Here is a 12,450-nt window from a genome sequence, read left to right as displayed (position 1 = left end):
AATGCTCATGTACAACTCGTACACTCCGCTTCTTCGCCTGTTTTTTCCTTGCCTAACCTTCGCTCGCGACGTTCTCACTTAGCCTGGAGCAAGCCTTTATATAGATGTTGTGGCTCAAGCTCGCTGGCGGTGCTGCTTTTCCAGCTTTTTCTTGATGCGATCACGCTTCAGGTTAGACAGGTAATCGACGAACAGCTTGCCGTTGAGGTGATCGCACTCGTGCTGGATGCACACGGCCAGCAGGCCTTCGGCGATCAGTTCGTAGGGCTTGCCGTCCCGATCCAGGGCCTTGATCCTGACTTTCTGCGGGCGGTCCACATTCTCGTAGAACCCCGGCACGGACAGGCAGCCTTCCTGGTATTGGTCCATCTCGTCGGTCAGCGACTCGAACTCGGGGTTGATGAAGACCCGCGGCTCGGACTTGTCCTCGGACAGGTCCATGACCACCACGCGCTTGTGCACGTTGACCTGGGTCGCTGCCAGGCCGATCCCGGGCGCGTCATACATGGTTTCGAACATGTCATCGATCAACTGACGCAATTCGTCGTCGACCACATCCACCGGTTTGGCGATGGTGCGCAGCCGTGGATCGGGAAATTCGAGGATGTTTAAGATCGCCATAAGGGTTTGTGATGCACTTGTGGAATAAAGTCAAAATCCGCTGCTAAGATGATGAGCAGCATTGAAAAACGGCTTCACGCCGCGGCCCTACTGGGTTTTAGTCGCGGCGCTAGGGCGCTCCACGTGAAGACACATAATAAAGGGATTCACCGCATGAGGAAATCACTACTCGCCCTGCTGCTGCTCGCCGCAAGCGGCTTGGCCCAGGCCGAAGTGCAGCTCAAGGAAGGTCACCCCGACCGTTATACGGTAGTCAAGGGCGACACTCTCTGGGACATTTCCGGAAAATTTCTCAGCCAGCCATGGAAGTGGCCGGAAATCTGGCACGCCAACCCTCAGGTTGAAAACCCGCACCTGATCTACCCAGGCGACCAACTGAGCCTGGTCTATGTCGACGGCCAGCCGCGCTTGATGCTCAACCGTGGTGAGTCCCGCGGCACCATCAAGCTGTCGCCGAAAGTGCGCAGCACGCCGATGGCCGAAGCGATTCCGACCATTCCGCTGGACGCCATCAACAGCTTCCTGCTGAGCAACCGCATCGCCAATTCGCCGGAAGAGTTCCAGGCCGCCCCGTACATCGTCGCCGGTAACAACGAAGGCGTGATCAGTGGTGCCGGTGACCGTGTGTATGCCCGTGGCAGTTTCGACGAGAACGCACCGGTGTACGGCATCTTCCGCCAGGGCAAGACCTACATCGACCCGGATACCCAGGAATTCCTGGGCATCAACGCCGATGACATCGGCGGTGGCGAGATCATCGCTGAGGAAGGCGACATCGGTACCATGAACCTGACGCGCACCACCCAGGAAGTTCGCTTGGGCGACCGTCTGTTCCATACCGAAGAACGCGCGATCAACTCGACCTTCATGCCCAGCGAGCCGACCACCGAGATCAACGGCCTGATCCTCGACGTGCCGCGCGGCGTGACCCAGATCGGTCAGTTCGATGTGGTGACCCTGAACAAGGGCACCCGCGATGGCCTGATCGAAGGCAACGTGCTGGCCATCTACAAGACCGGTGAAACCGTCCGTGACCGCATCACCGGTGAGTCGGTGAAGATCCCGGACGAGCGTGCCGGCCTGGTCATGGTTTTCCGCACCTATGAAAAGCTCAGCTACGGCCTGGTCCTGGGGGCCAACCGTTCGCTGGCGCTGATGGACAAGGTGCGCAACCCGTAATACCGGCAAGCCCCGTGGACCAGGGTGCGTGATGCATGCGCCCTGGTCCACGGGGCTTTGTCTTTTCAGCCCCCCCAGCGACCACGGATCGGTCATCGGGTGTACCACGATCAAGGACGATCGCCATGCCGCCATCCCCGCGTTATTGCATTTCCCCCGCCGAACTCGAAGCCCGCCTGCGTCTGCACAGCCTGCCTGAACTGGGGCCACGGCGTTTTCGTACCCTGCTCACTGCCTTCGACTCCGCCTCGGCCGCATTGAGTGCGCCGGCTGCCGCCTGGCGTTCCCTGGGCTTGCCAAGCGCGTGCGCCGATGCCCGGCGCAGTGTCGAGGTGCGCGAATGCGCCGGCCACGCCTTGGCCTGGCTGGAGCAGCCCGGCCATTCACTGTTGATGTGGGATGACCCGAGCTATCCGGGTCTGCTCGCCGAACTGAGCGATGCGCCGCCGCTGCTGTTCGTCGACGGCGACCCCGCCCTGCTGGAGCAACCGCAGCTGGCCATGGTCGGCAGTCGGCGCGCCTCCCGCCCCGGCCTGGATACGGCGCAACGCTTCGCCCGCAGTCTGGCGGCCGGAGGCTTCGTCATCACCAGCGGGCTGGCCCTGGGCATCGACGGCGCGGCCCATCAGGGGGCCCTGGATGCCGGGGGCAAGACCATCGCCGTGCTGGGCACCGGCTTGTGTTGCCTGTATCCGGCGCGGCACAAGGCACTGGCGGCGAACATCGTCGCCGGGGGCGGTGCCCTTATTTCCGAGTTGCCGCTGTCCAGTCCGCCCCATGCCAGCAACTTTCCGCGGCGCAACCGCATCATCAGCGGACTGTCCCTCGGGGTGCTGGTGGTCGAGGCCAGCCCGTCCAGCGGCTCGCTGATCACCGCGCGCCTGGCTGCCGAGCAGGGGCGCGAGGTGTATGCGATCCCCGGCTCGATCCACCACCCAGGCGCCCGTGGTTGTCACCAGTTGATCCGTGATGGCGCCACGTTGGTGGAAAGCATCGAGCACATCCTCGAAGCCCTGCGGGGCTGGCAGGCCGTGCCGCTGCAGCGCGAGGCCGACAGCCCGCCCGAGCGGCCGGCCCATCCGCTGCTCGACCTGCTGCACGCGGCGCCGCACAGCAGCGAAGCCCTTGCGGTGGCGAGCGGCTGGTCACTGTCGGAGGTGTTGGTGGCGCTGACCGAGCTGGAGCTGGAGGGGCGTGTGGCCTGTGAGGCCGGGCGCTGGGTCGGGCGCTGAGCGCGACAGGGTTTCGCAAGCGCCATCGAGCTTGGATACACTGCCGTCAGCCTTTATCGGGAGCGTCATTCATGGTCAGCAGTTGGCAGGTGCAACACGCAGCGCGGGTAGTGAGTCAGGGTGGGGTGATTGCCTACCCGACCGAAGCGGTCTGGGGACTGGGGTGTGATCCCTGGGATGAACTGGCCGTGGACCGGCTCCTGGCGCTGAAGAACCGCCCGATGCACAAGGGGTTGATCGTGGTGGCCGACGACATCCGCCAGTTCGACTTCCTCCTGGAGGACCTGCCTGATGTCTGGCAGGAGCGCCTGGCCGGCAGCTGGCCGGGCCCGAACACCTGGCTGGTGCCGCACCAGGGACGACTGCCCGAATGGATCACCGGCGAGCACGACAGTGTGGCGCTGCGGGTCACCGATCACCCGCTGGTGCAGGCGCTGTGCGCCCTCACCGGCCCGCTGGTGTCCACCTCGGCGAATCCGGCCGGCCGCCCCTCGGCGCGCTCCCGCCTGCGGGTGGAGCAGTACTTCCCTGGCCAACTGGACAAGGTGCTGGGCGGCGCTTTGGGTGGGCGCAAGAACCCCAGCCTGATCCGCGACCTGCGCACCGGCGATGTGATTCGGCCTTCCTGAGCCCCGCGACGCCAGAGCCAAAGCTCGCCGCTAAAGCGCCTCTCACAGGGGCACACCGGCTCGTGGGAGGCGCTTAAGCCGCGATGACCGGTTACGGCAATAGGATGGTGGAACCGGTGGTCTGCCGGCCGCTGAGGGCGGTCTGGGCGGCAGCGGCGTCCTTGAGCGCGTAGCGGTTGCTGATGTCCACCTGCAGCTTGCCGCTGGCGATCATGCCGAACAGGTCATCGGCCATGGCCTGCAGGCGCTCCGGGGTGTCGGCGTAGCTGGCCAGGGTGGGACGGGTGACGTACAGCGAGCCCTTCTGCGCCAGGATCCCCAGGTTGACGCCGCTCACCGCGCCGGAGGCGTTGCCGAAGCTCACCAGCAAGCCGCGGGGCGCCACGCAGTCCAGCGACGTTTCCCAGGTGTCCTTGCCCACGCCGTCATAAACCACCGGGCACTTCTTGCCATCGGTCAGCTCCAGCACGCGCTGGGCGACGTTCTCGTGGCTGTAGTCGATGGTGGCCCAGGCGCCCTGCTCCTTGGCCCGTGCAGCCTTCTCCGCCGAACTGACCGTGCCGATCAATTTGACCCCAAGGGCCTTGGCCCATTGGCAGGCCAGCGAGCCGACACCGCCGGCCGCCGCGTGGAACAGGATGGTCTCGCCGCCTTGCAGGTCATAGGTCTGGCGCAGCAGGTACTGCACGGTGAGGCCCTTGAGCATCACCGCGGCTGCTTGTTCGAAGCTGATGGCGTCGGGCAGTTTCACCAGCTTGCTGGCCGGCAGCACGTGCAGCTCGCTGTAGCTGCCCAAAGGGCCGGTGGCATAGGCCACGCGGTCGCCGACCTGGAACTGGCTGACGCCCTCGCCCACCGCCTCGACGATGCCGGCACCTTCAGTGCCCAGGCTCGATGGCAGGGACGGCGGCTGATAGAGGCCGCTGCGGAAATAGGTTTCGATGAAGTTCAGGCCGATGGCCTGGTTCTGCACGCGAACTTCCCCGGCGCCAGGTGCTGCCGGCTGGTAGTCGGTGTACTCGAGGACTTCTGGGCCGCCGTGCTGGCTGAACTGAATTCGCTTGGCCATTTCAGGCTCCTGTACGGATGAGGATCGAAGGCGGAGCATGCCCGCCCGGGGCGATGAAAGGCACCTATCCAACCGTCCTGATTGATCCGCGTCAACTGCGGTGTGCCGGTTGCTAGTGCTATGCTGCCCGTCGATTTTTGCGGCAGGCCAGACGCCCTGCCGCCCCGACCGTGTTCAAGGTGCCGCCGTGAGTGAACGTACTGAGGCCGTGAAGGCCTACCTGCTCGACCTGCAAGACCGTATCTGTTCCGCCCTGCAAGACGAAGACGGCAGCGCCCGTTTCGTCGAGGATGCCTGGCAGCGTCCGGCAGGGGGCGGCGGCAGGACGCGGGTCATCGAGAACGGCGGGCTGATCGAGAAAGGCGGGGTCAATTTCTCCCACGTCTTCGGCAGCGGCCTGCCGCCCTCGGCCAGTGCCCACCGTCCGGAATTGGCCGGTCGCGGCTTCGAAGCGCTGGGCGTGTCGCTGGTGATCCACCCGCACAACCCCCATGTGCCGACCTCCCACGCCAACGTGCGCTTCTTCATCGCCGAGAAGGAAGGCGAGGAGCCGGTGTGGTGGTTCGGCGGCGGTTTCGACCTCACGCCGTACTACGGCAACGAAGAAGACTGCGTGCACTGGCACCGCGTCGCCGAGCAGGCCTGCGCGCCGTTCGGCGCCGACGTCTACCCGCGCTACAAGGCCTGGTGCGATCGCTACTTCCACATCAAGCACCGCAACGAGCCGCGCGGTGTGGGCGGCCTGTTCTTCGACGACCTGAACGAGTGGGACTTCGACACCAGCTTCGCCTTCCTGCGCGCCATCGGCGATGCCTACCTGGAGGCCTACCTGCCGATTGTCCAGCGCCGCAAGGCCCTGCCCTACACCGAGCAGCAGCGCGAGTTTCAGGCGTTCCGCCGGGGTCGCTACGTCGAGTTCAACCTGGTCTATGACCGTGGCACGCTGTTCGGCCTGCAGTCCGGTGGCCGCACCGAGTCGATCCTCATGTCGCTGCCGCCGCACGTGCGCTGGGGCTACGACTGGAAGGCCGAGCCAGGCACGGAAGAAGCGCGCCTGACCGAGTACTTCCTGACCGACCGCGACTGGCTGGCCGAGTCGTAATCCACGGGGCGGGCCGTCCAGGGTGACGGCCCCGCTCTGCACGCCATCGCGATGCCATGCCGGCGCAGGCATTGGCCTGTATGATCCTCCCGCGCGCGTCGGGTGCCCCACACCCCGACTTCTCCAGCTACGCTGCAACCGTTCAACGCTAAGGATGTTCCATGGACCGCTACGGTGTGTTTGGTAACCCCATCGGCCACAGCAAGTCGCCGCTGATCCACCGTATGTTCGCCGAGCAGACCGGCGAGCCGCTCAGCTACGAGGCGTTGTTGGCGCCGCTGGATGATTTCCGCGGGTTCGCCCAGGCGTTCTTTCGTGACGGCAAGGGCGGCAACGTCACGGTGCCGTTCAAGGAACAGGCCTTCGAGCTGGCGGACGAACTGACGGCCCGGGCTCGCCTGGCCGGCGCGGTGAACACCCTGAAAAAGGGCGATGACGGCCGCCTGCTGGGCGATAACACCGACGGCGCCGGCCTGGTCCGCGACCTCACGGTCAACGCCGGGATCGACCTGCGCGGCAAGCGCATCCTGCTGGTAGGCGCCGGCGGCGCCGTGCGCGGCGTGATCGAGCCGCTGCTGGCGCAGCAGCCGGCCAGCCTGGTCATCGCCAACCGCACGGTGGAGAAGGCCGAACACCTGGCCCAGGTGTTCGACAGCCTGGGGCCGGTGGTCGCCAGCGGTTTCGACTGGATCGACGCCCCGGTCGACCTGATCATCAACGGCACCTCCGCCAGCCTGGCGGGCGAGCTGCCGGCCATCGCGCCGAGCCTGATCGAGCCGGGCCACACGGTCTGCTACGACATGATGTACGGCAAAGGCCTCACCGCCTTCAACCGCTGGGCCGAAGAACACGGCGCCGCGCGGACCCTGGATGGCCTGGGCATGCTGGTCGAGCAGGCAGCCGAGGCGTTCTTCCTGTGGCGCGGCGTGCGCCCGGACAGCGTACCGGTGCTGGCCGAGCTGCGCCGCCAACTGGCGGCCTGATCGGCCATGGATGACGCCAGCCTGCCGCGTATCCAGGGCTACCACGCCCACGTCTACTTCGATGCTCAGACGCTGGACCAGGCCCGGGCGCTGTGCGAGGAAGCGGCGCAACGCTTCCCGCTGAAGATGGGCCGGGTGTACGAGCGGCCGGTGGGGCCGCACCCGGACTGGAGCTGCCAGCTGGCGTTCCGTCCCGAGCTGTTTGGCGAGCTGATTCCCTGGCTTGCCCTCAAGCGCGACGGGCTGGTGGTGTTGGTGCACCCGATCACCGGCAACGACCTGCTCGACCACCGCGACCGCGCCCTGTGGATGGGCGCCGTGCGGCCGCTGAACCTCAGCGTGCTGCGGGACGACCCGCTGTCGCCCGAAGCCTGACCGCGGTCAATCCTCGAAGCGGATCGGGCAGCCTTCGCTGCCCTCGAGCTTGTGAATCTCCTCGATGACATGGGGCCGTGCGCGACGCAGGGTCAGGCTGCGCTGCTGGCTGTGCAGGCGGCGGGCTTCCTGGTGCAGCATTTCCACGCCGGCGTAGTCGATGAAATTCACGTGGTGGGCGTCGATCACCACCCGCTCGCCTTTGCTGCGCTGGATGATCTGCTGCAGATAGTGGCAGGCGCCGAAGAAGATCGAGCCCTCGACCCGCAGCACCTCCTCGTCCCCATCCTTGAAGAATTTCACCCGGGGTTGCGAGGTGCGCTTGAGGTAGAAGAACAGCGAGGCCAGGACCCCGGCGTAGATCGCCGTCTGCAGTTCCAGCAGCAAGGTGGCGAGCAGGGTCAGCAGCATCACCAGCGACTCCGAGCGGCTGACCCGGCGCAACGCGCGCACGCCGGCAATGTCCACCAGCCCCCAGCAGATCAGCAGGATACCCGCCGCCATGCACGGCAAGGGGATATGAGCGATCAGCTCGGCGCCGAACAACGCGAACAGGGCCACCAGCAGCGCGGAAAACACCCCGGCCAGGGGCGAGCGGGCGCCTGCCTGCAGGTTCAGCGCCGAGCGGGTGAAGGAGCCGGCCGACAGGGTGCCGGAGAACCAGGGGCCGAGCATGTTCGACAGGCCCTGGGCGCGCACGTCCTGGTTGGCATCGAGGAACTGCTGCGACTTGCTCGCCAGGGCCCGGGCGATCGACAGGCTGGTGACCAGCCCGAGCATGCCGCAGGCCACCGCTGCCGGCAGTAGCTGGAGGACTGTGGACAGCTGGAACTCCAGGGGCACGAACGGCGGCAGCCGGCCTTCGAAGGCGCTGACCAGGGTGATACCGCCCAGCTGCGCTGGCCAGGCCATCACCAGCAGGCTGCCGAGCACGATACCCAGCAGCAGGGCCGGCGCCCGGGGCCAGAGGCGCCGGATCAGCAGGGTGACGCCGAGGGTGAACGCCGCCAGCAGCAACGCGCGCCAGTCGCTTTCCCCCAGGTGCTGGCCGATGCCGAGCAGGGTGGTCAGGGCCGTGGCCTGGCTGGGGACGCTGATGCCCAGAAAATTGGGCAACTGGCCGATGGCGATCACCAGCGCCGCGCCGAGGGTGAAGCCGAGCACCACCGAGTGCGAGACGAAGTTGACCAGCGCGCCGAAGCGCAACAACCCCAGCAGCCACTGGAACAGCCCGGCGAGGAAGGTCAGCAGCAGCACCCGCGCCACGAACTCATCGCTGCCCGGGGTGGCGAGCTGGCTGACGCTGGTGAACAGGACGATGGAAATGGCCGCCGTCGGCCCGCTGATCAGGTGCCAGGAGGAACCCCACAGGCAGGCGATGATCACCGGCACGATGGCCGCGTACAGGCCGTACTCCGGCGGCAGGCCGGCGATCAGGGCATAGGCGATGGATTGCGGCAGGGCCAGGATCGCGCCGCTCAGCCCCACCAGCAGGTCGTTGCCCAGGCTGCGGCGTTTGACGCCCGGCAGCCAGCGCAGGAAGGGGAACAGGCTGTAGCGGCTGGGTAACGGCATGCGGTCGCTCGGGGTGGAGTAGACGGATGGCGCAGGTGAACAGGGTCATTCGACCAGACCCGGCAGGCAGGAACAACCCGCCCGCCCTGTCTGGTGCGCTGGCAGCCGCCGGCGTGTTACAGCTTGGCCTTCACCGCTGCCGCGCCATCGCCACCGTCGCGGGTGGTGACGCCTTGCAGCCAGCCGTCGATAACCTGGGGGTTGGCCTTGAGCCAGGCCTGGATCGCCTGGGCGTTGCTGGCCTGCTTGCTCAGCACCTGGTCCATGATGGCGTTCTCCATGTCCTGGGTGAACGTCAGGTTGGCCAGCAGCTTGCCCACGTTGGGGCACTGCGCCGCGTAGCCCTTGCGGGCCAGGGTGTTGACGGTGCCGCTCTCGCCGAAATATTTCTCGCCGCCCTTGAGGTACTTCATGTCGTGCTGCACGTTCATCGGGTGCGGGGTCCAGCCGAGGAACACCACGAACTCGTCGCGGCGCACCGCGCGGCCCACCTGCACCAGCATGGCCTGCTCGCTGGACTCCACCAGGGTCCAGTCCTTCAGGCCGAATTCGTTGGCGGCGATCATTTCCTTGATCGACTCGTTGGCCGGCGCGCCCGAGGCGATGCCGTAGATCTTCTTGTCGAATTTGTCGGCGTGCTTCTGCAAGTCGTCGAAGGTTTTCACACCGGCGTCATAGGCGTAGGTCGGCACCGCCAGGGTGTATTCGGTGCCCGTGAGGTTTTCCGCCACCTTGTCGACCTCGCCGCTGGCGACGAACTTGTCGTAGTTGCTCTGCTGCGCCGGCATCCAGTTGCCGAGGAACACATCGACCTGGCCCTTCTGCAGCCCGGCGAAGATGATCGGTACGCCGAGGGTCTGGCTCTGCACCTTGTAGCCCAGGCCGTCGAGTAGGAAGCTGGCGATGCCATTGGTCACGGCGATGTCGCTCCAGCCCGGGTCGCCCAGTTTCACCGTGGCGCAGCTGGCGTCCTCGGCGTGAGCCTGGAATGCGGTGGTGGCCAGTAGCAGGCCACCGGCGAACAGTACGTGTCGTGTGTTCATGCCTTTCTCTCCCCTCAGCTTCTTTGGTTATGGATACAGCGTGGATCATCCGCCGTCGGTGTGCTCCGCGGTCAGGGTTGTGGATAACGGGCGCGGCGCTCGAGGTCATCGAGGTCGATGTGGTTGCGCATGTATTGCTGGCTGGCGTCGACCATCGGCTGGTGATCCCAGCTTTTCAGCTGGCCGCGGGTCAGGGCCTCGGCCACGAAGCGGCGCCGGCGCTGGCTGGCCAGCGTGGCCTGGTGGATGGCCGGAATGTTCCAGCGCTGCCGGGCCTCTTCGACGAAGTCGGCCAGCAGTGCCTGGTGATCGGGACTGGCGGCCAGGTTCTCGCGCTCTTGCGGGTCGTTGCGCAGGTCGAACAGCAGCAGCGGGTCCTGTTCGGAGTAGATGAATTTCCAGTCGCCGCGGCGAATCATCATCAGCGGGCTGACGGTGCCTTCGGCCATGTATTCACCGATCACTTCGTCGTGGCCACCGCGACCGTCGAGGTGCGGCACCAGGGAGCGGCCGTCCAGGTCGAGGCCAGGCTGGAGTTCGCCACCCGCCAGCTCGACGAAGGTCGGCAGCAGGTCCATGGTCGACACCGACTGGCCGACTCGGCGCGGGGCGAAGCGCTTGGGCGCGTGCACCAGCATCGGCACCCGGGCGGCCATTTCGAACCAGTGCATTTTGTACCAGAGGCCGCGCTCGCCCAGCATGTCGCCGTGGTCGCCGGAGAAGACGATGAGGGTGTCCTGGTCCAGTTTGCAGTCCTTGAGTGTCTTCAACAGTTTTCCGATGTTGGCGTCGATGTAGCTGCAGGCGCCGAAGTAGGCACGGCGTGCATCCCTGATCTTGTGTTCCGGCAACGGCTTGTCCCACAGGTCGATGACCTTCATCAGCCGCTGCGAGTGCGGGTCCTGGTCGGCCTGGTCGATGACGTGGCCCGGAAGTGGGATGTCTTCGTCACGGTAAAGGTTCCAGAATTCCTCGGGAATGGTGTACGGGTCGTGAGGGTGGGTCATCGACACGGTGAGGCAGAACGGCTGGTCGGCATTCACCCGCACGTGGTCGTAGAGGTACTGCTGGGCCTTGAACACCACCTCCTCGTCGAAGTCCAGCTGGTTGGTGCGCACGCAGGGCCCGGCCTGCAGCACCGAGGACATGTTGTGGTACCAGCTCAGGCGCTCGTCGGGTGCATCCCAGTTCACCGCCCAGCCATAGTCCGCCGGGTAGATGTCGCTGGTCAGGCGCTCCTCGTAGCCGTGCAACTGGTCCGGGCCGCAGAAGTGCATCTTGCCGGACAGCGCCGTGCGGTAGCCGAGGCGGCGCAGGTAATGGGCGTAGGTCGGCACGTCGGCGGGAAAGTCGGCGGCGTTGTCGTAGGCGCCGATCTTGCTCGGCAATTGGCCGCTGACCAGGGTGAAGCGCGACGGCGCGCAGAGCGGGCTGTTGCAGTACGCCGAGTCGAACACCACGCCTTCTTCTGCCAGGCGGGCGAGGTGCGGCATCTTGATCGGCGAGGCGGCGTCGTGGATGGGCAGGAGGGGCGCGGCCATCTGGTCGGCCATGATGAAGAGGATGTTCGGGCGTTTCATGGCAGCCTGTATTCCATATAGTAGATTTATGCGACAGTGCTGGCTCGATCATCCGGTCGCTGAAGGCACCAGTAAACCCGTTGCTGGCGCATATCTCGGATAACCACAACTTATGTTTGAGCGCATCGAAGGGCTGTCCCTCGACGTGTTGCGGGTGTTCGAGTCCGCCGCGCGTCACCTGAGCTTCACCGCCGCCGCCACCGAACTGGGCACCAGCCAGCCGGCGATCAGCCAGCAGATCAAGCGCCTGGAGCAGCACCTGGCGGTGCGCCTGTTCGACCGCGTGTACCGCGGCATCGCCCTGACCGAGGCCGGCGAGTTGCTGCTGCGTTACGTGCAGGACGGCCTGGAGACCCTGGATGCCGGCGTGCTTGCGGTTACCGCCCGGCAACAGCACGAGGTGCTGCAGGTCGCCACCGACTTCGCCTTCGCCGCCTATTGGCTGATGCCGCGCCTGCAGCGTTTTCACCAGCGCCACCCGGAGGTGGATGTCAGCCTGATCACCAGCGAGCGCGACCTGGGCAGTTTGTCTTCGGAGATCGACGTGGCGATCAGCTTCGGTGACGGCCGCTTCAAGCACGGCGAAGCGCACCTGCTGTTCGGCGAGGAAGTGTTCCCGGTGTGCAGCCCGCAACTGCTCAGGGACCTGCCCGCGGGCGAGGTGCTGCTGAACCTGCCGCTGCTGCACCTGCGTCCCGAAAGCCGTTCGAAGTGGTTCGACTGGAACGGGCTGTTCCGCGCCCTGAACATCGACGGCACTCCTGGCTCCGGCAGCCTGCGCTTCGACAACTACACCCTGCTGATCCAGGCGGCGATCGCCGGCCAGGGTGTGGCCATCGGCTGGCGCCACCTGGTGGACGAGCTGCTCGGCCAGGGCTTGCTGAGCCGCGTCGACGGCCGCTCGATCAGCTCCAGTTTCGGCTATTACGTGGTGCTGCCCGAGCGCAAGCGCCGTGTCCGCCTGGTGCAGCATTTCGTTGAGTGGGTGGCGGACGAGCTGCAGCGCGACGCCCAGCCCGCGTCGGGCATCACCCGGGGCGGCATCGCCATCTGAGCCGATGG

General features: G+C 66.0%; 12 protein-coding genes. 7 read left to right on the top strand and 5 right to left on the bottom strand.

From position 1 onward, the window contains the following. Window positions 1–114 precede the first annotated feature (114 nt). A complete protein-coding gene (def, locus tag N5C28_RS18120) occupies window positions 115–621 on the bottom strand; it encodes a peptide deformylase (protein ID WP_279824509.1) in 507 nt (168 codons plus the stop codon). 153 nt (window positions 622–774) lie between these two features. On the opposite strand from def, the gene N5C28_RS18115 reads away from it, so the two are divergent. The 3 genes from N5C28_RS18115 to N5C28_RS18105 all read left to right on the top strand — a co-directional run bounded on the left by N5C28_RS18115 (window position 775) and on the right by N5C28_RS18105 (window position 3,661). Beyond that, window positions 775–1,800: a LysM peptidoglycan-binding domain-containing protein gene (locus tag N5C28_RS18115; RefSeq protein ID WP_279824507.1), complete on the top strand. Its 1,026-nt coding sequence runs from the start codon at window positions 775–777 to the stop codon at window positions 1,798–1,800. A gap of 125 nt (window positions 1,801–1,925) precedes the next feature. Beyond that, window positions 1,926–3,032 carry a DNA-processing protein DprA gene (gene dprA, locus N5C28_RS18110; protein WP_279824506.1) on the top strand — a complete coding sequence of 369 codons (1,107 nt, stop codon included), beginning with the start codon at window positions 1,926–1,928 and terminating at the stop codon, window positions 3,030–3,032. Between the two features lie 71 nt (window positions 3,033–3,103). Further along, the gene (locus N5C28_RS18105; RefSeq protein WP_279824505.1) at window positions 3,104–3,661 is read left to right on the top strand and encodes a Sua5/YciO/YrdC/YwlC family protein; all 558 of its coding nucleotides are present in this window, start codon (window positions 3,104–3,106) and stop codon (window positions 3,659–3,661) included. Window positions 3,662–3,752: 91 nt separating this feature from the next. Here N5C28_RS18105 and N5C28_RS18100 read toward each other — a convergent pair whose 3' ends face one another. Next, window positions 3,753–4,730 carry an NADPH:quinone reductase gene (locus N5C28_RS18100; RefSeq protein ID WP_279824503.1) on the bottom strand — a complete coding sequence of 326 codons (978 nt, stop codon included), beginning with the start codon at window positions 4,728–4,730 and terminating at the stop codon, window positions 3,753–3,755. A gap of 187 nt (window positions 4,731–4,917) precedes the next feature. Between N5C28_RS18100 and hemF the strand changes: the two genes are divergently transcribed. From hemF to N5C28_RS18085, 3 genes are all read left to right on the top strand, one after another. Further along, complete coding sequence (gene hemF / locus N5C28_RS18095) at window positions 4,918–5,832, top strand: oxygen-dependent coproporphyrinogen oxidase (RefSeq protein WP_279824502.1); 915 nt, start codon at window positions 4,918–4,920, stop codon at window positions 5,830–5,832. Between the two features lie 161 nt (window positions 5,833–5,993). After that, window positions 5,994–6,815 (top strand): shikimate dehydrogenase, encoded by an 822-nt coding sequence (gene aroE, locus N5C28_RS18090; protein ID WP_279824500.1) that lies wholly within the window; start codon window positions 5,994–5,996, stop codon window positions 6,813–6,815. Between the two features lie 6 nt (window positions 6,816–6,821). Then, a complete protein-coding gene (locus N5C28_RS18085; RefSeq protein WP_279824499.1) occupies window positions 6,822–7,190 on the top strand; it encodes a DOPA 4,5-dioxygenase family protein in 369 nt (122 codons plus the stop codon). Window positions 7,191–7,196: 6 nt separating this feature from the next. Here N5C28_RS18085 and N5C28_RS18080 read toward each other — a convergent pair whose 3' ends face one another. The 3 genes from N5C28_RS18080 to betC form a co-directional block, all read right to left on the bottom strand. Then, the gene (locus N5C28_RS18080; protein ID WP_279824498.1) at window positions 7,197–8,765 is read right to left on the bottom strand and encodes a SulP family inorganic anion transporter; all 1,569 of its coding nucleotides are present in this window, start codon (window positions 8,763–8,765) and stop codon (window positions 7,197–7,199) included. A 116-nt stretch (window positions 8,766–8,881) separates the two neighbouring features. Continuing rightward, window positions 8,882–9,808: a choline ABC transporter substrate-binding protein gene (locus N5C28_RS18075; RefSeq protein ID WP_279824497.1), complete on the bottom strand. Its 927-nt coding sequence runs from the start codon at window positions 9,806–9,808 to the stop codon at window positions 8,882–8,884. Window positions 9,809–9,879: 71 nt separating this feature from the next. After that, the gene (gene betC / locus N5C28_RS18070) at window positions 9,880–11,388 is read right to left on the bottom strand and encodes a choline-sulfatase (RefSeq protein ID WP_279824496.1); all 1,509 of its coding nucleotides are present in this window, start codon (window positions 11,386–11,388) and stop codon (window positions 9,880–9,882) included. A 112-nt stretch (window positions 11,389–11,500) separates the two neighbouring features. Here betC and N5C28_RS18065 point away from each other — a divergent pair, with 112 nt between their 5' ends. Beyond that, a complete protein-coding gene (locus N5C28_RS18065) occupies window positions 11,501–12,442 on the top strand; it encodes a LysR substrate-binding domain-containing protein (RefSeq protein ID WP_279824495.1) in 942 nt (313 codons plus the stop codon). The last annotated feature ends 8 nt before the right edge of the window (window positions 12,443–12,450 follow it).

Origin of the sequence: Pseudomonas sp. GD03944, from assembly GCF_029839275.1 — a bacterium.
Taxonomy (GTDB): domain Bacteria; phylum Pseudomonadota; class Gammaproteobacteria; order Pseudomonadales; family Pseudomonadaceae; genus Aquipseudomonas.
The sequence above is the reverse complement of the archived record's forward strand: the minus strand, read 5'-3'. Positions and strand labels throughout refer to the sequence as shown.